Origin of the sequence: Sphingomonas sp. CFBP8993, from assembly GCF_034044895.1 — a bacterium.
Lineage (GTDB): Bacteria > Pseudomonadota > Alphaproteobacteria > Sphingomonadales > Sphingomonadaceae > Sphingomonas.
Window position 1 is genome coordinate 346,024 of the sequence record NZ_JAXCWU010000005.1, and the last position, 18,258, is coordinate 364,281.

The 18,258-nt window shown below is 67.2% G+C and carries 13 protein-coding genes; 5 read left to right on the top strand and 8 right to left on the bottom strand.

Annotated features, from left to right (window positions below; translation table 11 throughout):
* Nucleotides 1-79: 79 nt before the first annotated feature.
* Entirely contained in the window at nucleotides 80-1,015 is a 936-nt protein-coding gene (gene dapF, locus SOM26_RS12770; RefSeq protein ID WP_320453103.1) for a diaminopimelate epimerase, read from the bottom strand.
* 113 nt (nucleotides 1,016-1,128) lie between these two features.
* On the opposite strand from dapF, the gene SOM26_RS12775 reads away from it, so the two are divergent.
* The 3 genes from SOM26_RS12775 to SOM26_RS12785 all read left to right on the top strand — a co-directional run bounded on the left by SOM26_RS12775 (nucleotide 1,129) and on the right by SOM26_RS12785 (nucleotide 3,371).
* Nucleotides 1,129-1,692, top strand: coding sequence for a helix-turn-helix domain-containing protein (locus tag SOM26_RS12775; RefSeq protein WP_320453104.1), 564 nt, complete (start codon nucleotides 1,129-1,131; stop codon nucleotides 1,690-1,692).
* Nucleotides 1,693-1,709: 17 nt separating this feature from the next.
* On the top strand, nucleotides 1,710-2,477 hold the full coding sequence (locus SOM26_RS12780) for a glutaminyl-peptide cyclotransferase (protein WP_414712062.1): 768 nt from the start codon (nucleotides 1,710-1,712) through the stop codon (nucleotides 2,475-2,477).
* 390 nt (nucleotides 2,478-2,867) lie between these two features.
* Nucleotides 2,868-3,371: an Rrf2 family transcriptional regulator gene (locus SOM26_RS12785; protein ID WP_320453106.1), complete on the top strand. Its 504-nt coding sequence runs from the start codon at nucleotides 2,868-2,870 to the stop codon at nucleotides 3,369-3,371.
* Here SOM26_RS12785 and SOM26_RS12790 read toward each other — a convergent pair.
* The 7 genes from SOM26_RS12790 to SOM26_RS12820 all read right to left on the bottom strand — a co-directional run bounded on the left by SOM26_RS12790 (nucleotide 3,309) and on the right by SOM26_RS12820 (nucleotide 13,017).
* Nucleotides 3,309-4,520 (bottom strand): DUF1501 domain-containing protein, encoded by a 1,212-nt coding sequence (locus SOM26_RS12790; protein ID WP_320453107.1) that lies wholly within the window; start codon nucleotides 4,518-4,520, stop codon nucleotides 3,309-3,311. The genes SOM26_RS12785 and SOM26_RS12790 overlap by 63 nt on opposite strands.
* 9 nt (nucleotides 4,521-4,529) lie before the next feature.
* A complete protein-coding gene (locus SOM26_RS12795) occupies nucleotides 4,530-5,990 on the bottom strand; it encodes a DUF1800 domain-containing protein (RefSeq protein ID WP_320453187.1) in 1,461 nt (486 codons plus the stop codon).
* A gap of 311 nt (nucleotides 5,991-6,301) precedes the next feature.
* Nucleotides 6,302-7,399: a phosphatidylinositol-specific phospholipase C1-like protein gene (locus SOM26_RS12800; protein ID WP_320453108.1), complete on the bottom strand. Its 1,098-nt coding sequence runs from the start codon at nucleotides 7,397-7,399 to the stop codon at nucleotides 6,302-6,304.
* On the bottom strand, nucleotides 7,399-10,080 hold the full coding sequence (locus SOM26_RS12805; RefSeq protein ID WP_320453109.1) for a TonB-dependent receptor: 2,682 nt from the start codon (nucleotides 10,078-10,080) through the stop codon (nucleotides 7,399-7,401). Before SOM26_RS12805 ends, SOM26_RS12800 begins: the two co-directional genes overlap by 1 nt.
* A 218-nt stretch (nucleotides 10,081-10,298) precedes the next feature.
* On the bottom strand, nucleotides 10,299-11,045 hold the full coding sequence (locus SOM26_RS12810) for a Crp/Fnr family transcriptional regulator (protein WP_320453110.1): 747 nt from the start codon (nucleotides 11,043-11,045) through the stop codon (nucleotides 10,299-10,301).
* The gene (locus tag SOM26_RS12815) at nucleotides 11,042-11,425 is read right to left on the bottom strand and encodes a response regulator (RefSeq protein ID WP_320453111.1); all 384 of its coding nucleotides are present in this window, start codon (nucleotides 11,423-11,425) and stop codon (nucleotides 11,042-11,044) included. The genes SOM26_RS12810 and SOM26_RS12815 overlap by 4 nt, the downstream gene beginning before the upstream one ends.
* Nucleotides 11,422-13,017 (bottom strand): sensor histidine kinase, encoded by a 1,596-nt coding sequence (locus SOM26_RS12820; protein WP_320453112.1) that lies wholly within the window; start codon nucleotides 13,015-13,017, stop codon nucleotides 11,422-11,424. Before SOM26_RS12820 ends, SOM26_RS12815 begins: the two co-directional genes overlap by 4 nt.
* Nucleotides 13,018-13,273: 256 nt before the next feature.
* Here SOM26_RS12820 and SOM26_RS12825 point away from each other — a divergent pair, with 256 nt between their 5' ends.
* A complete protein-coding gene (locus SOM26_RS12825; protein ID WP_320453113.1) occupies nucleotides 13,274-15,664 on the top strand; it encodes a DUF3772 domain-containing protein in 2,391 nt (796 codons plus the stop codon).
* 129 nt (nucleotides 15,665-15,793) lie between these two features.
* On the top strand, nucleotides 15,794-18,214 hold the full coding sequence (locus SOM26_RS12830) for a TonB-dependent receptor (RefSeq protein WP_320453114.1): 2,421 nt from the start codon (nucleotides 15,794-15,796) through the stop codon (nucleotides 18,212-18,214).
* Nucleotides 18,215-18,258: the final 44 nt, after the last annotated feature.

Sequence of the window (18,258 nt, forward strand, 5' to 3'; positions counted from 1 at the left end):
TTGCGTAAGCGGGGTGGCGCTGTTCCCACCCGTCTTTAACGCCTGGCCCCGTCGATGCGCATGGCGGAAAGAATGCGCATTACCCGCGCCTGGCGGCCTCCCATGCGGCGATTTCATGGGGAAAGCGCTGGTCGACGGTCAGGTCGCTGGCCGTCTCGCTGGCCAGGTCGACCTCAACCGAGCCCGCCCATTCATAGGTCGCGTTGCCCGACAGGGTGACCATCCCGTCTTCTCGCGCAAAGGCCCGCACCAAGCCGCCGCGGTTGAACACCACGGTCGGCACGTCCCAAGCGATCCGTCCGGTCAGGCAGGCCGCATAGGTCGACGCGGCCATCGCGCTGCCGCAGCTGTCGGTCAGCCCGACCCCGCGCTCGAAGGTGCGCACGAATAGCGCATCGCCGCGCACCTCGACGAACGACACGTTCGCCCGGTTGGGCAGCCAGTCGGGGGCGGCCTCGCAAAGCATGCCCAGCCGGACCAGTTCGGCTTCATCCACCGTCCCGGTGAAATGGACGAGATGCGGGTTGGGCATGGTGACGGCGGTGAAGCGCCGTTCGGGGTCGAGCATCGGCAGCACCGCGTCGATCAACGTGTCGGGCGCACCGACGATCGGCCAGGCGGCGGTGGACAGCCCGGCGGGCCCGGCCGTCTCGCGTACCGTATAGACGCCCGGCGCCAGATCGGCGTCGTGAACGGCATCGGCGTGTGAGGTCTTCAGCCGCACCGTCGCCGCTTCGATTCCCAGCGCCTCGAAGCCCGCGCGCGCGACGCAGCGCACGCCGTTGAGGCAGGTTTCCGCCTCGCTGCCGTCGCTGTTGCGCATCACCATGCCGAACGCCGCACGCTCGTCGCCCGGCACCAGCAGGAGCAGGCCGTCGCCGCCCACCGGCCCGCGCCGATCCGCCAGCGCGCGCGCGACACCGGCCCATTCGGCATCGCTCAGCGTCAGGGCGCGGGCGTCGATCATCGGAAAATCATTGCCCGATCCATGGCATTTGACGATCTCGAACCGCATGGCGATAACTCCGACAGGACAGGGTTCGGCGCTTAGCCCAGCCGGCGCAGCTTCGCCAGACGGGCAGAAGCGGGACGGGTGGGCGCGGAAGGGGCGATGGAGGGGAAGAGGCGATGATTACCGCGATCCGCGAGGTGCGCCGCGCCAAGGGCATGACGCTGGACGATGTCGCGCGCGCCTGTTGCCCGCCCACCACGCCGCAGACGATCGGTCGGCTGGAGATGGGAACGCGAACCGTCTCGCTGCCCTGGCTCAACCGGATCGCCGCCGCGCTGGGCTGTACCACCGCCGACCTGGTCACCATGCCGGTGCGTGAGACCCTGCCCGTCGCCGCCCTGCTGGGCCCGCGCGGGGCGGTGGCACCGCGCAGCGCCCGCGCCATCTCGCCCCCGTGCGCGACGCCGGGGATGCTGGCGGTGACGGTGACGGGGGCGGTCGGCGATTATCGCGCGGGCGATGAGCTCTGGTGCGAGCCGCTCGGCCCCGATAGGTTCGCCGATGCCATGAATCGCGATATCCTCGTGCCCCGCCCCGCCGGTGGCTATGTCTTTGCCCGGCTGGCGGGTTTGCTGCCGGACGCGTTGCACCTGTTGCCGCTGGAACCGGGGGCGGCGGGCGTGGCGGTGCCCGCCCCCGCCTGGATCGCACGGGTCGCGCGGCTGGTGCGTACGCTGTGATCCGCGCCTTTCTCCCGCTGGTGCTTGCGCTGGCCCTGCCCGCCGCCGCGCAACAGGCGGTCCAGACCGCGCCCGCCACACCGACACCACCCCCGGTGGTCAAGCCCGAGCTGGTCCGTGCCTATCCCCACGACACCACCGCCTTTACCGAAGGGCTGCTGATCGCCGACGGCGCGATGTACGAAAGCACGGGGCGCGAGGGGCAGAGCGTCATCCGCCAGGTCGATCTGGCGACCGGCCGGACGCTGAAGAGCGCGACGGTGCCCGACGGGCTGTTCGGCGAGGGGATCGTCGCCTGGGGCCGCGAACTGCGCAGCGTCACCTGGCATGGCGGGCGCGGTTTCCGCTGGAGCCGCCCGGCGCTCAAGCGGACCGGCGAATGGCGCTATGACGGCGAAGGCTGGGCCATGACCGATGACGGGCGGCAGATCATCCTGTCGGACGGTAGCCCGCGCCTGCGCTTCCTGGACCCCGCCACGATGGCGGTCGCGCGCACGCTGGACGTGACGGTCGATGGGCGCCCCTTACGCAACCTGAACGAGCTGGAATATATCGACGGCGAGATTTGGGCCAATGTCTGGATGACCCGCTATATCGTGCGGATCGACCCGCGCAGCGGAGCGGTGGTCGGCGTGATCGACCTGGGCGACCTGATCGCGCGGGTCGGGCTGACCGATCGCGACTCGGTCGCCAACGGCATCGCCTATGATCGGGTGAAGCATCGCATCTTGGTGACCGGCAAGAACTGGCCCGAACTGTTCGAGATCCGCCTGCCCAAGCCCTGAGGCAGGGGCCTCGGTTTTATACCTCCCCTTGCAGGGAAGGAATGAAGGGGACAGATTCCGCTCTGTCGCGGCGGACTTGGCTCTGACGCCGTTCGTGCACTGCGTTTCAGGCCGACATAAGGCGTAATTCGAACATCCGCAGCTGACCGTTCCAAGTTGGTAGCGATGTTCCGACCTGTCTGCTGTCACGGCGCCACCGACCGTCCCGGCCATCCCGTTCAAAAAATGCGCGGATATCTGGGCCGCCTCGGACGTTACCGTCGTGGAACAGCATAAAATAACATGGATTATAGGTTCGCCAGTCGTCATGATGAAACATGACGATCACGATCAGGGCCCGATCATTCGGGAAATCCAGTCGGAATTGCGTCTGTTGAGGAGCGCCGTTACTTGCCGACCAGTACCCGATTCGTCGTGTCGCTCCATATGCTGGCCCTGATGGCCGAGCATGGCGAGACACCCCTGCGGTCCGAAGATATCGCCGTCAGCGTCAATTCCAACGCGGCGGTGGTGCGTGCCTTGCTGCTGCGGCTGGCGGCGGCGGGACTGACGCGCTCGCAACTTGGCAATCGCGGTGGCGCGATGCTGGCCAGGCCGTCCGCCGATATCCGTCTGGTCGATGTGTACCAGGCGGTCGAGGACCGGAATTTCTTCGCCTTCCACCGGCAGCCGCCACAGGGTGAGGGGCTGATCGACCGGCACATCACCGCCAGCCTGGAGTCGATGCTGACCCCGGTGCGCGAGGCGCTGGAGGACAAGCTGGCCGGGCTGACCCTGGACGACGTGCTGGACGACATCCATGGCCGTGCCGGGAACGGGGCTGCGAGCGGATCAGACCAGATTCAGATCCGCCGGACGCACATCGGGAAAGAGCGTCGCCAGGCGGTCGGCTGACAGGCCGAACTGGCGTGACACCAACCCGCCGATAAGCGCGCGATAGTCGGTCAGCACGGGCAGGTCGCGATTCTGGTTCAGCGTGGCGGCGGACAGTGTGACCTGCTCGCCCGCCATACGTCCGCCTGACACACCGCCGCCCATCACCCAATAGATGCTGCCATGGCCATGGTCGGTCCCGCGATCGCCATTCTCGCGGAAGGTGCGACCGAACTCCGACACGACGACGACATTGGTGGTGCGCCACGCCTCGGGGCCGATCGCCTGCGCAAAGCTGGCAAGGCCGCGGCCCAGGTCGCCCATTCGATCGGCCAGATAGCCGGTCGCGCCGCCCTGGTTCACATGCGTGTCCCAGCCGCCGACATCGACGAAGGCCAGATTGAACCGGTCGCGCATCAACGTGCCGATCCGCTGCGCCGATAGCGCAAAGCCCTTGGCCGAGACGGCACCCCGGCTTGCTGCCTTCATCTCCTGGTCCAGCGTCTTGTACACGGTGTCGCGGACAGTGAAGCCTTCACTGACCGAACGGGCAAGGTCCGGGTGCCCGGCATACATGCTCTGGATCAGCGCGGCCTGGCGCTGGTCGATCGGCTTGCCGACATTGGCGAGCGCGAGGTTGGGGATCGGGTCATCGCCGCCCCGGAAGCACAAAGGCAACTGATCGGTGAAGGCGATCGGCTTCTCGGCCGTGCCCAGGATCCCCGCCAGCCGCGCCATGAAGCCCGAGCCGTAATCGCGGTGGCCACCGACCGGCTGGCCCAGCTCGATCGTGTCCTGCGTTTCGAAATGGCTGCGGCTCATGTCGTCGGTGCCCGCGAAGGGGACGAAGGCGATCTGCTTCGCCTGCCATAACGGCAGGATCGAGTCCTTCAGCGCGGGATGCAGCGCCCAGTCGGCATCGAGCGGCAGCGGCGCGTTGGGGTTCGCCGGATCGGGTTTGGGCAGCGCGATGGTCGGGCGCGACTGGCGGTAGAAGTCGCTGGTGCTGGGAACCACGATGTTCACCGCGTCATAGGCACCGCGCAGGAACACGACCAGCAAGCGGCTGCCCGCCTGCGGCGCGGCAAAGGCGCGGCCCGCCATCACCATGGGGGCGAGCGCGGCGGCACCCTTCAACAGGTCGCGGCGGTGCAAATGGGGGATCATCATGACATCCTCCTATCGGTGCATGAATTCGGGCGAGGAGAAATACAGCGCGTTCCACTCGGCGGGCGACCGCGCCTGGGCCAGCGCGGCCAGCGTCGGCTTGCCCAGCATCGGCATCCGCGCGGCGAGTATGGGGGAATCCTTCAGCACCGGCACGGTGGCGGGCGGCGGCGGGGTTCCGGGCGCGGCGTCAGGGGCCTGGAACAGCCGCGCCGCGCCGTTGCCGAGTTGTCGCGCGATATCGAACCGCGTCGCCATCTGCCCCGGCGCGGACCAAGCGGCGCTCGACAGGTCATAGCCGTCGGGCGTCTCGTGGTCGTACAGCCCTTCGCCCATCTGGCGGATCCAGCCGACCACCGGCTGCGGATTGGTGATCGTCCGGTCGCCATAGGCCAGCCGCACCGCCGACAGCGTATAGCCGACCGGGTCCTTGAACCCGCTGCCCAGCGAGCCCGACACCTCGCGCGAACGGATCATGGTCTTCAGCACCTCGGCGATGTCGCCATGGGTCTTGCGGAAGGTCGCCGCCATTCGGTCGACCAGGGCGGGCGGTGGATTATCGCCCATGAAATAGGTCGCCAGTTTCAGCGAGACATGATGCGCCGTCGCCGGGCTCTCCGCGATCAGGTCCAGCGCCTGCTCGACCTCGTGGAAGCCGGAGCCCTGGATGGTGTGACCCAGGAAATGCTTGGTGCCGAAGTCGTGGCGCGCCGGATTGAACTCGAACAATCCGGCGCGGATGTAGAGCGGTTGGAGCTCGGGCTTCAGCTTGGGCGCATCGGGCTTCTGGTCGACGCCGACCCCGGTCAGGATGCGCGCCAGCTCCTGCACGTCCTGCTGGCTATAGCCCGAGCCGACGCCCATGGAGTGCAGCTCCATGATCTCGCGCGCGTAATTCTCGTTGATCTTTCCTCGCGCATTCTGGTCATTGTCCAGATAGCGCAGCATGGCCGGGTGGCGCAGCGTGGCCTCCAGCAGGTCGCGGAAACGGCCCAGCGCATGGGCGCGGATCGTCTCTTCATAATCGCCGACCATCGCGCGAATGTCGCGCTTGCCCGCCTGCACGTTGAAATGGTTGAACCAGAACCAGGTCATCCGCTCGCGCAACTGGTCGGGCGAATAGAGCGCGCGCAGCACGAAGCGTTGTCGCGCCTCGTCGGCGAGCCCGTTCATCGCCTTCTGATATGCTTCACGCGCGGCCTTTTTCTGGTCCGGGTCGGTGATCGCCTTCAGGTCGCGCTGCATCGCGTCGGTCTCGACGACGAGCGCGGCCACCCGTTCGCGCGAGATGCGCATGGCGTCGATCTGCGCCTGGACCGCCGGCGGCAGGGGATCGATGTGGCCGTCGAGCTGGTCACGCAGCCAGGCGTCGCTACCCGGCGCGGGGCCGGTGACGGGCGCGGCGGACGGACCCCAGCCCAGCCGTTCCGCCCAGGCGGCGTCGCGCGCCGGATCGGCGGCGTAAGCGGGCATGGCTGTCACCAGCGCCGGGACCAACATCCAAAGGCTCGCGGTTCGCACCATGCACCGCTCTCCGTTCCTGCCCGGCACCGATCGAATGGGCGCAGGCTTCGTCGGAGACCAATGTGATGCAAACAGGCTGAACCCCGGCTTGCCCGGAGATGAAAAGGGCGTCAGCAGGTGGTAACTTGATCCTCCCCGGTGCGGGGAGAGGAACCATGCAAAGCATGGTGGAGGGGGATCGCCACACAGGCTGTCCTATGAGGAAGCCCCCCTCCGTCAGGCCTTCGGCCTGCCACCTCCCCGTGCCGGGGAGGATTTGCTCACTTTGGCAGTTTGCAGCCCGTTGCCCGCGTCACCGGGTTGCACCGCTCCATCACCCCGCCGGGCAGGGTCACGGTGAACCCCTTGTTCCAGCCCCGCGTCGGCGCACCGGGATAGTAATCGGTCGACACCGCCTGCGCGCCGCTGTCGATCGCGGCCTGCTGGCGGGTGTGGTCGTTCGCGCGCGCCTCGACCGTGTCGGCATCGGTGCGAGTGCGGACGATGAAGCCCTGTTTCACCCACGCCTTGATCCTGGCGCTCTCGGTGCGCGGATCGCCGACGATCTCGACCGACGCCTCGGGCTGGTCGGTGTCGTACCAGCCGAAGATCGGACGGCCCTTCAGTGAGGGGTGCCCGGCGCGGTAGCGATCGGACACATCCGATGGGGTATCCAGCACGAAGTAGATTTTCCCGCGCGCGCTCTCCAGCGTCGGCCAGCCCTTGGTCGTGACGGCTTCACGCAAGCTCTTCGCGTTCCCACGCACGTCGTCGGGGGTGATGATCCGGTTCGGCGTCAGCACGTCGCGGATCTCGGCATCAAGCGCGTCGAGCAGCGGCGCGGTCAGCGGCAGGGGATCGGTGACGCCGGGCTTGTTGATCGGCCGGTCGGCGGCGTTGATCGTCACCATGATCGGCAGGTGGCGCGGATGTGCGCGCGACCAGGCGTCGATCTGGCCGATGCACTGCTTGAAGGTGCCGCAGGAGCGATAGTCGACTTCCGGGATGTGGAAGACTTTGAAGCCCGGCTTCATCATCGCCGCTCCGTCGAAGCCGGTCTGTTCGCCCGCCGCACGGGCCAGCTTTTCGCCCATCGGATGCGCGAAGCGACCCCCTTCGGGATCGGCGAAGATGTCGATCTCCAACTGGCGCACGCCCCGGTCGAGCTGCTGCGCAAGCGTCAGGTGATCATAATCCAGCGCGGCGGCGAGTTTCGGGTCGCGGCGCTCCAGCTCGGCGAAGACCGCAGGCGCGATCCGCTTCTTGTAGCTGTTGTGCGAGCCGACGACCTGGATGTCGTTCATCCGCAGGGGTTTCTGCGGGGCCGGGGCGGCGGCGGTCGCGAGGACCGCCGCCAAAGTGAGGAAGACCTTGGTCATCAGAACTCCGCCCGCACGCCGAACAGGATCGTCCGGCCGTAATAGTTGATCTCGCCGAAGCGCAGATTGCTGTCGTTATAGGTGTTCTGATGCGCGCCCGCGATGTTGATGCCCTCCAGGCTGAGCGTCAGATTTTCGGCGGCGCGCACCGACAGCTGGCCGTCGAGCGAACCAAAGGCGGCGACATAGGTGGGGGCCTGCACCGTGCTGCCCGTGCTCGACAGATATTTGTCGCGCCAGACATAGGAGAGCCGCGCCGACAGCGGGCCCTTGTCGTAGAAGCCGACCAGGTTGAAGCTGTTCTTCGACAGGCCGATCAGCTGGTCCTTGATGCTGCGCGAACCCGCCGTGTAGTCGGCATTCACCTCGGTATGGGTATAGGAGCCCTGCACGCCGAAGCCGTCGAACGGCGCGGGCAGGAAGGTGAAGACCTGGCTGTACGCGGCTTCCGCGCCATACACCTTGGCATTGCCGCCGTTGACCGAGGTCGACAGGCGGACGATGCCGCGCCCCGGAATGGTGATCTCGGTATTGTCCTGGGTGATGTAGTTGTCCATCGCCTTGTAGAAGACGGCACCCGACAGCATCCCCGACGGCGCGAAATACCATTCCAGCGACCCGTCGAACTGGGTGGCGAGGAACGGCACGAGCTGCGGGTTGCCGCCGCTGGCGGTCGGTGCGTCGGTCGACACGGTGATGCGCGGCGCGGTGTCGGTGACGTTGGGGCGGGTCAGCACCCGGCTGGCGGCCAGGCGACCGACCAGTGACTGGGACAGGTCGGCGCGCAGGTTGAAGCTGGGCAGGACGTTGTTGAACGTCTTGGGATAGCTGACCGGGGTGAAGGCGCTGCCCAGGGTCAGGGTGCCGCTCGCGACCTGGTCGGTATGGACATAGCGGACCCCGACATTGCCGGTGACGGGCACGGCGCCCGCATCGAACTGGTAATCGGCGCGGAGATAGGCGGCGGCGATCTTTTCCGACACGACGAAGGACGAACGCAGATCGCCGTTGGTCAGCGGCTGTGCGGCAATCGCGGGGGTGAAGAAATTGCCGACATAGGCCTGGGTGACGGGCACCAGCCAGTTGCGGATGCCGTTGCCGTCGACGCCCTTCAGGAAATCGTCATAAGGCATCTGCTGATACGCGCCCGCGCCGTAATTGGTCAGCGGCTGGTTGGTGCCGGTGTCGATCAGGTAATCGCGGCGGAAATAGTCGCGCTTGCGCCAGTGATATTCGCTGCCCGCCTGCAACTTGGACAGGAAGCCGTCAAAGTCCCGCGCGACGTCCAGGCGCGAATAGAAATCCCAGTCCTTGCTGTCCTTGGGCGCGATGTTGAACTGGAACAGCTTGTAATTGGCCGGATTGGTGACGTCGACCGGCGTCGAGAGGGTCGGCATGTTCTGATAGCCGGCGCTGGCGTCATAGGTCAGCGGCGCGATGAAATAGGCGCGGCTGCGCACCGTGCCGGTGCGGTAGTCGGGGTGATAGCTGTGCGCGGCCGACCAGTTGACGTTGGCGGTGACATGCCAGCGATCGGGATTCCAAGCCTGCTTCAGGCCGATGGTCAGCAGGTCGTGGCGGTTCAGGCTGTACTCGCGCGTCGCCATGAAGCGGGCATTGGCGATCGTCGCCTTGGTGATCGTGTCGCCGACCACGGTATAGCCGGGCTGGAGCACGGTCGGCAGCTGCTTGACACCGCCGATCGTGACGTTGACGTCGTCCGGATAGATGTCGAGGCCGAACTCGTCATAGGCGACGTCCAGGCGGGTGGCGACCACGTCCAGCGTCGTCTGCAATTCCGGCGTCGGCTGCCACTGGGCCGAGACGATACCCGAGATGCGCTTGCGGTCCTCGGTCTCGACGGTGGGGCGGGTGCGGGTCGGAGAATAGAGGCCCGTAGGCGCGCCGCCGCGCGCCGCATCGGTGTAGCGGTTCAGCAGCCAGCCGAAATTCATGAAGCGGTCGTTGCGGACCGTCTTGCCCCAATATTGCGCGCCCGCCAGGATGCCGAAGGTGCCGTCGCTGTTCTTCGCGCTGGTCAGCACGGTGACGTTGGGGCGCACGTCCTTGGTCTGGGTCGTATAGGTGCCGCGGATGTTGACGGTCGTCTTGTTGCCGACTTCCAGCGGGCGGAAGGTCTTGACGTCGATATTGCCGCCCAGCGCGCCTTCGCTCATATCGGCGGTCGGGGTCTTCACCACGTCGATGCTGGAGGTGAATTCGGCGGGCAGCATCTCGAAGCGGAACTGACGCCCGGCCGCGCCGCCATTCTCGATCAGGTCGTTCAGCGCGATGGTGCGGCCGTTCATCAGCGTGTTCTGGAACTGCGGACCCAGGCCGCGCACGCTGACATACAGGCCTTCGCCGCGCGGGCGGGTGATGGCGACACCGGGGACAAGCTGCAGCGCCTCGGCCACGTTCTGGGTCGGGAACTTGCCGATATCGGTCGAGCTGATCGAGTCGACGCCGTAAGCGGCGCGGCGCTTCGTCTCGATGCCCGCCGCCAGGCTGCGCGCATAGGTGCCGTTGACGACGATCTCGTCATTCTGGCCATCGGTCGCCTCGGCGGCCTGCGGCGCGGCGGCGGCCGTGGCGCTGGTGTCCTGCGCCTGCGCGGCGAGCGGGCCCGTTGCGAGGATGAGCGAAACCGAAGCCTTCAGCAGGCTGCGAAACGTAAGCATGATCGTGGTCCCCCATCGGCGCTTCTGCCGGTTCTGTGGGGGCGTTAGGGTTAGTCGGTGTCAGCTTGGCGAAATTTTGATGACATTGGTATGAAATTGGTGCGGTTCGTGCACCAAATCATCATTATGCGGTGAATGGCCATGAAGCGATGTTCCTCCCGCGCCGACAGGGGCGAGGCGGGGCCATGACCGGATGCGGCGGTGCAGGTGGTTTCGGCTCAGCGCCCTGCGCCGGTGACCTGCGGGCTCTGACGCCCGATGGTCCGTGCGGTGCGCTCGGGATCGCGCAGCAGGACGCGGCCCGATTTCCACATCAGCTCGCCGTCGCGCCGTGCCTGCTGGATCATGCGGTTGACGTGCACCGGGGTCAGGCCCAGTGCGTCGGCCAGCATTTCCTGGGTCAGCGGCATTTCGAAGCTGCCGCCCACGGTCAGCCCCGCCAGCGACAGCCGCTCGTAGATTTCCAGCAGGAAATCGCTGATCCGCTCCTGCGCGTTCAGGCGGCCCAACTGGACGACATGGCCCAGCAGGTAAGCCTCGTCGAGCGCCCGCGCGACGGAATAGGCCTGTGCCAGGCCCGATCCGGCGGGGGCACGCGGCGCGGTGCAGACGGTGCACTCGGTCAGTGCGACGACGGTGGCCGTGGCGATCGGCATCGCCTGATATGTCGCGCCGATCACGTCGCCGGGCAGGAAGAAGCTCATGAACTGACGCCGCCCATCGGGCAGGATGCGCACCCGCGCGGCCCAGCCCTGAAGCACGATCAGCGGCTCGGCGACCGGCCGCCCCACGGTCAGGAAGCTATGGCGCACAGGATAGGTGCGCGGCGTCTCCATCGCGGTGCGCAACAATGCCAGGTCGGACGCCTCCAGCGTGGCGAGGGCGGACAGCCGGCGCAGGCCGGGCGCGAACAGGTCGTCGGAGGTGGCGGCGGCGGTCATGCCGATCGAGAGGGGGCGGGTCATGCGCGTCCTTTGTCGGGCATCAGCGCGCCGATCGCGCGGATGACGCGATCGGCCTGAAAGGGCTTGGCAACGATCGGGGCGGATCGATAGGCGGCGGGCAGGGCCCATTCGTCATAGCCGGTGAGGAAGGTCCAGGGCACATCGCGCGCCGACAGCCGGTCGGCGATCTCGAACGCCCGCTCGCCCGCCAAATTGACGTCGAGCACCGCGGCGTCGAGCGGCTGGGTCTCGGCCAGGGTCAGGCCCTGTTCCAGTGTCGCGACCGGCCCGATCACGATCGCATCGGCGGCGCGAAGGGCCCGCTCCAGATCGCGCGCAATGAAATACTCGTCCTCGACGACGAGAATCCGTTTGTCGGCCAGCGGCGATTGGCGGTTCATCCCTCTAGGCTCCGGTTCGACGCGTCGGCGTCGTCACTTATCCATGGTAGCGTTATCAGGCACGACACGCCACCACCGCGAAAGTCCAGTCTGGTCCGCGCACCCAGCCCATAGGGCAAGGCTTCGCGGATCAGTTCGGTCCCGAATCCCTGGCGTACCGGCGGGACCGGCATCGCTGGTACACCCGTTTCATCCCATTTTACAATCAGTTCGCATTCGCCATTTGATTTAGGTTCAATATCCCATGTGACGGTGAGCCGCCCGGCGGAATGGCGCAGCGCCCCGTATTTCAGGGCGTTCGTGGTCAGTTCGTGAACCGCCAACCCCAGGGATTCCGCCGTATCGGCGGGCAGCGCCACATCGGGGCCCTCGATCATCAGCCGGTCATCCTCAATCGCGCCGACGCCCAGCAGCTCGTCGCGGATCAGGTTTTCCAGGTCCACCCGGCCCGACCGTGTCTGGGTCGCGACCACCTGCGTCCGCGCGAGCGAATCGAGCCGTCCGCGGAAATGGTCGGCGATCTCGTCGATGGGGCCGCCATTCTCGACCGTGCGGGTGAAGATCGACCGCACGATGGTCAGGATGTTGCGCACCCGGTGCTGAAGCTCGGCGACCAGCGTTTCCTGCCGTTCGCGCAGGCGGCGCAGCGTGTCGATATCGGTCGAAGTGCCGAACCATTCGACGATCCGGCCATGATCGTCGCGCACCGGCGTCGCGCGCGTCTTGAACCAGCGATACCGTCCGGTCTGGCCGTGGCGCAGCCGCCCCTCCATCGCCAGATCGCCATGTTCGCCAGCGCCTTCCCAATAGCGGCGCGCGGCGTCGCGATCGTCGGGATGGACCGCCGCCAGCCAGCCATGGCCCAGGCTCTCCTCGACGCTGAGGCCGGTCATCGCGACCCATTGCGGGCTGACCCAGGTCCATTGCCCGTCGCGTGTCGCCGTCCAGACGAGTTGCGGAATCCCCTCGATCAGGGTCAGCAGGCGGCGCTGGCTGTCCCGCGAGGCGACCTCGGCCCGCTTGCGCAACAGCGCCTGGACGATGGCGGGGGCCAGTTCCTCGGCGATCGCCCGCTCACGCTCGGTAAAGCCAGTCGGATGATTGCCGAGCGCGAACATCGCAAAGGTCTCGCCGTCGCGGCGCAGTGGTACGCCCAGGAAATTGTGCAGCGGCGGATGCCCCTCGGGCGTGCCGACCCGGTTGGGGTGGCTGGCCGGGTCGTTCACGATCAGGCTGCGGTCCTGAAGGATGACCTGGCCGAAAATGCCGTGGATGTTCAGCCCGTTGGGCAACTGGCGCTGGCGGAATACGGGGTCCGCGCCTTCATAGGCCGCCCAGCCGCGCTCGCTGATCGCGATGTGGTCCAGCCGGTCATGCGACTCGCGCCGTTCGCCGAAGAAGCTGAACGCCGCGCCGGTCAGGTCCTCGGCGACCTCCAGGCACAATCGGCCCAGTTCCTCCTCGGTCGAGGCGCGCAGGGCTTCCTGGAGGATGCGATTGATGCCCGCCAGCACATGCGCGTCATGCGATCCCGGTCCGGTCGGCGGAATGGTCAGGGTCGTGTGCCCGTGGAGCGAAGCGAGATCAGTCATGCGCCAAAAATTCCCGAACACTCCCAACGATCCCGACGGGTGCGGGCTCCTTGATACACCCGAAATCGGATCAGGTGGCAATCGCACGGGCCTGGACAAACGGCTCTAGCGCGGGATGCGGAAAGGGCAAACCGGCTGCCTCTCGCCTGTCGCGGCGCGTCGGGCTATGAGCCGGGGCTCCGCAATTCCGGGCCGATCCATGTCCATATCGCTTCCGTCTTCCTTCCGTCTCCGGCGCACTCTGTTGCCGATCGTCATGCTGCTGCTGGCGCTGGCGGCGGTGCTGGCGGTGGCGGGGCGGGTGCAGGCGCAAACGCCGGCCAATCCGGCGACCGCTTCGGCCGCCAAGATCGCCGAGGCGGAGATCGAGGTGCGGTCGGTCGACCACGCGCTCGACCAGCAGGTCGACGATGCGGATCGCCGCGCGCTGCGCGACCGGGCGCAGGGGGCGAAGGACGTGACGACCCAGGCGGTTTCCGACCTGTCCGAGCAGCTGGCGCTCGTGAATGCGCGGATCACCGGGCTGGGTCCCGTCACCCCCGGCGAGGTCGAGGCCCCCGAGCTGAGTGCCCAGCGCAAGAGCCTGGGCAGCCTGCGCACCACGCTGGACGCCGCGATCAAGCGCGGGCGGCTGGCCGGGGTGGAGGCGGGGCAGCTGGTTGACGAGATCGACCAGAGCCAGGCGGAACAGTTCAGCGAAAAGCTGTCGACCAAGGCACCGTCGCCGCTCAGCCCCGGTTTCTGGATCGTCGTGCTGGACCAGGCGCCGCGCGACCTGCGCCGGGTCGGCCTGTTCCTGCAACAGGGGCACGAGCAGATTTCGCGGCAATGGCGCGGCGGCGTGCCGTGGCACGCGCTGCTGGGCTTTGCGGTGGCGATCCTGCTGCTCGGCCCGGTCCGGCTGGCCGCGCACCGGCTGGCGCAGCGCCGCCTGATCGCCGAGGCGCCGCCCAGCCGGGTGCGCCGTTCAGCCTATACCTTCTGGCGGGTGGCGGTGGGCACGCTGTGTCCGCTCGTCGCCGCCTTCGTGCTGGTCCAGGGACTGCGCTGGTCGGGGTTGCTGCCGCAACGCTGGACCGGTTTCCTCAACGGATTCGTCTTCGCCACCGGGATCGCGGGGTTCACCGCCGCCGTGACCGGTGCGGTGCTGATGCGCAGCCAGCCGTCCTGGCGGATCGCGCCAATCGACGACGAGACCGCGGCGCGCCTGCGGCCGCTATCCTGGGGCCTGACGGTCCTGACCTTCGCCACCGCCGTCATCGGCGCGTTCGAACTGGCGATCGGCAGCAGCCGCAGCGCCACGGTCGCGACGCAGGCGACGATGGCGCTGCTCCACCTGCTGCTGATCGTCGCGACGCTGGTCGTGCTGGGCCGTATCCGCGCCCGCCGCGCCGCGCAGAACGACACGACCAGTGCGGGCGTCAGCGCGGGGTTGAGCGTCGCGGCGTTGCTGGCCTGGGTCGCGGTGGTGATCGCCGGACTGGCGCTGGTCATCGGCTATATCTGGTTCAGCTATTTCGTCGCCCTGATGATCGGCTGGACCGTGCTGCTCGGCTCGGCGCTCTACCTGATGCTGGTCGCGGCCGACGATATCGCGACCACCGTCTTCGTGCGCGACAGCCGGATCGGCGTCACCCTGACCCGTGCGCTGGGCATTCGCGGCGCGATGGTCGACCAGTTCGGCCTGGTCCTGTCGGGTATCGTCCGGCTGGCGCTGGTCCTGCTCGCCCTCGGCATGTTCCTGCGCCCGTTCGGGGCGAGCGGCAATCCGGGCGCGATCTTCGACCAGCTCGCGGCGGTCGCCGACGGGATCAAGGTCGGCAATGTCTGGATCTCGCCGGGCGCGATCCTGCGCGGGCTGGCGGTGCTGCTCGTCGGGCTGGGGCTGGTGCGCGCGTTCATGCGCTGGCTGGAGCAGCGTTACCTGCCCGCCACCGATCTGGACGGATCGGGGCGCAACTCGGTCAGCTTGGTCGCGCGTTATATCGGCATCGCGCTGGCGGTCATCTGGGCGCTCGCCTCGCTCGGCATCGGGGTGGAGCGGATCGCCCTGCTGCTGTCCGCCCTGTCGGTCGGCATCGGTTTCGGTCTTCAGGCGATCACCCAGAATTTCGTCTCCGGCCTGATCCTGCTGGCCGAGCGGCCGATCAAGATCGGCGACCTGATCCGCGTCGGCACCGACGAGGGCGACGTCAAGCGGATCAGCGTACGGTCGACCGAGATCGAGCTGGCGGACCATTCGACGCTGATCGTCCCCAATTCCGAGCTGATCACCAAGTCGGTCCTCAACAAGACGCTGGCCGGGCCGCTGGGGCGCATCCAGATCCAGTTCTCGGTGCCGATCGAGACGGATGCCGACCTGGTGCGTGGCATCGTGCTCGACTGTTTCTCGGCCGAGGCCGCGGTGCTGACCGATCCGATGCCCAAGGCGTTCATCGACTCGATCATCGACGGGCGCATCCACTTCAACTGCCTGGCACATGTCGAAAGCCCGCGCGCCGCCTATGGCACGCGCAGCGCGGTCCTGTTCGCGCTGCTCGCCGCGCTGCGCGACAAGGGCATCGAGATCGGCACCCTGCCGCAGAAGATGGAGCTGGTGCGCCATAGCGGGACGGCCGCCCATGGCAGCCCGGCCCAGGCCGGGTAAGATGAAACCAAGATGAAATGAACAAGTTGGGATTGGTCATAGAAAGGTAACACCAGCTTCTTCGAGCCCTCCTATCCGCGCGGCTAGCGACGACCGACAGGTCGATCGGGGGATAGGAACAACAAGACCATGAACAGCAACTTCATTCGCGCTGCGCTGCTCGGCGGCACCGCGCTTCTGGCCGTGGCGGGCACACCCGCTTTCGCCGCCGATGCCAAGCCGGCCGATCCGACCGCGACCAACGCGCCCGCCGCCGATCCGACGGTCGCCGACCCCGCCGATGGCGGCCAGCTGAAGGAAATCGTGGTCACCGCGACCAAGCGTGAGACCAGCCTGCAGAAGACGCCGATCGCGATCTCGGTCATCGATCCGACCGTCCTGAAGGACCGCCACGTCCAGAGCCTGCTCGACCTGGCCGACGGCACGGTGCCGTCGCTGCGCGTCGCCACCTTCGAGGCGCGCCAGTCGGCGCTGACCGTCGGTATCCGCGGCATCGTACCCTTCGACCAGAACCAGACCGCGCGCGACACCGGCGTCGGCGTCTATTTCGACGGCGTCTATGTCGGCCGCTCACAGGGCCTGAACGCCGCGCTGTTCGACATCGAGCGCGTCGAAGTGCTGCGCGGTCCGCAGGGCACGCTGTTCGGCCGCAATACCGAGGGCGGCGCGCTGTCGATCGTCACCGCCAAGCCGACCGGCAAGTTCGGCGGCTCGCTGACCGCAGGCTTCGGCAATTACGGCGCGTACAACACCGCCGCGCACGTCAACCTGCCCGAGTTCAACAATATCTCGATCAAGCTGGACGGCGTGATCCAGCACCAGAACCCGTTCGTGAAGAACCCGCTGCCGGGCAGCGTGGGCTGGGGCGCGTTTAACCGCGTCGGCGGCCATGTCGCCGCCGTCTGGAAGCCGGTAGACGGCTTCTCGGCCGAGCTGTCTTACGACCAGGCCAAGGACGAGAACACGCCCTTCTACAGCCAGCTCGTCAACTACAACCCGCGCGGCCTGCCCGTCGCGACGCTGGCGCAGATCAACGCCAATGGCGGCAAGCTGCCCGCAGGGACCATCGCGCCGCTGTCGCCGCTGGTCGTGGTGTCGGGCGACAACCGCATGAAGACCGCCGATATCGGCGTGCCGCAGCAGTACAGCCTGGACCGCACCCACGGCTTCTCGGCCAAGCTGAACTATGACGTCGCACCGGGCCTCGAGCTGCGCTCGATCACCGCATGGCGCGGCGTCTCGACCGATCAGTGGGACAATTCGGGCGGCGCGCACCGCACCGTGTTCCTGCCGAACAGCAAGTTCAGCCGCTACAGCCTGTCGTTCATGCAGCAGCATCAGTTCAGCCAGGAATTCCAGGCGGTGGGCAGCCTGCCGCAGCTCGATTACGTCGCGGGCCTGTTCTACTTCACCGAAAACGCGCGCGAGACGGCGGCGACCCCGTCGAGCAACCAGTGGAATGCCGACGGCACCGGCTATACCGTCCTGTCGCCGATCGTGACCGGCACCGTCACCTCGGGCAACCAGGGCTGGGCGCCGGGCTCGCTGTTCCTGCAGCGCGGCAGCTTCGCCCGCGCCTATAGCTATGCCGCCTTCGCGCAGGCGACCTACACGCCGGAAAGCTTCGACGCCTTCCACCTGACGGTCGGTGGCCGCTACACGAAGGACAAGCGCAACGGTACGCTGTACCTGGTGCAGGGCAAGTCGACCAACTTCCCCTTCACCTTTGACAACAGCCGCTTCGATCCGATGGTGACGGCGGCGTTCGACGCCAGCGACACCGTCCATCTCTATGCGAAATATTCGACCGGCTACCGCGCGGGCGGTGCCAACGACCGGTCGCAGACCTTCGCGGCGTTCGGTGCCGAGGCGGTCAAGGCCTATGAGATCGGGTCGAAGATGGACCTGTTCGACAAGCGCGTCCGCCTGAACCTGGCCGGGTACATCATGGACCGCACGGGCACGCAGATCGACTTCGACAATGTCGACACCAATCCGGCCAGCCCGACCTACAACCTGCACACCGAGGAAACCCGCAATGCGCCGGGCACCTCCAAGATCCGCGGTGTCGAGGCCGACCTGACCACCAACCCGATCGAGGGCATGACGGTCGGTGCGTCCTATGCCTATACCTATACCAACGTGCCCGCGACGCCGAACCCCTTCCTGGGCGGCGCGCTGACCCAGGTGTTCGTGGTCTATACGCCGCGCAACGCCGCCTCGGCCTATGTCGACTATGAAGTGCCGCTGGCGGGTTCGGAGGCCAAGGTCCGCTTCCATCTGGACGGCAACTATGCCGACCCGGTCTACAGCTTCCAGAACGAGACGACGCGGACCGACAAGACGTTCGTGATGAACGGCCGCATCGCGCTGGCCGACCTGCCGCTCACCGAGAACGGCACGAAGATGACCATCTCGTTGTGGAGCCGCAACCTGCTCAACAACACCTTCATCTATCGCCGCTCGGCCGCCAATGCCGCGACGCTGGGCGACTATGCGAACTTCAACCCGCCGCGCACCATCGGCCTGGAGGGTACGGTCCGCTTCTGAGCCTGATCGGGTTCCCTTCCCGACTTTCGGGCCGCCCTTCGGGG

Excerpts from the sequence above, each read along its gene's own strand:
- dapF (WP_320453103.1), bottom strand. The coding sequence starts at position 1,015 with ATGCGGTTCGAGATCGTCAAATGCCATGGATCGGGCAATGATTTTCCG.
- SOM26_RS12775 (WP_320453104.1), top strand. The coding sequence starts at position 1,129 with ATGATTACCGCGATCCGCGAGGTGCGCCGCGCCAAGGGCATGACGCTG.
- SOM26_RS12790 (WP_320453107.1), bottom strand. The coding sequence starts at position 4,520 with ATGATGATCCCCCATTTGCACCGCCGCGACCTGTTGAAGGGTGCCGCC.
- SOM26_RS12795 (WP_320453187.1), bottom strand. The coding sequence starts at position 5,990 with ATGCCCGCTTACGCCGCCGATCCGGCGCGCGACGCCGCCTGGGCGGAA.
- SOM26_RS12800 (WP_320453108.1), bottom strand. The coding sequence starts at position 7,399 with ATGACCAAGGTCTTCCTCACTTTGGCGGCGGTCCTCGCGACCGCCGCC.
- SOM26_RS12805 (WP_320453109.1), bottom strand. The coding sequence starts at position 10,080 with ATGCTTACGTTTCGCAGCCTGCTGAAGGCTTCGGTTTCGCTCATCCTC.
- SOM26_RS12810 (WP_320453110.1), bottom strand. The coding sequence starts at position 11,045 with ATGACCCGCCCCCTCTCGATCGGCATGACCGCCGCCGCCACCTCCGAC.
- SOM26_RS12815 (WP_320453111.1), bottom strand. The coding sequence starts at position 11,425 with ATGAACCGCCAATCGCCGCTGGCCGACAAACGGATTCTCGTCGTCGAG.
- SOM26_RS12820 (WP_320453112.1), bottom strand. The coding sequence starts at position 13,017 with ATGACTGATCTCGCTTCGCTCCACGGGCACACGACCCTGACCATTCCG.
- SOM26_RS12825 (WP_320453113.1), top strand. The coding sequence starts at position 13,274 with ATGCTGCTGCTGGCGCTGGCGGCGGTGCTGGCGGTGGCGGGGCGGGTG.
- SOM26_RS12830 (WP_320453114.1), top strand. The coding sequence starts at position 15,794 with ATGAACAGCAACTTCATTCGCGCTGCGCTGCTCGGCGGCACCGCGCTT.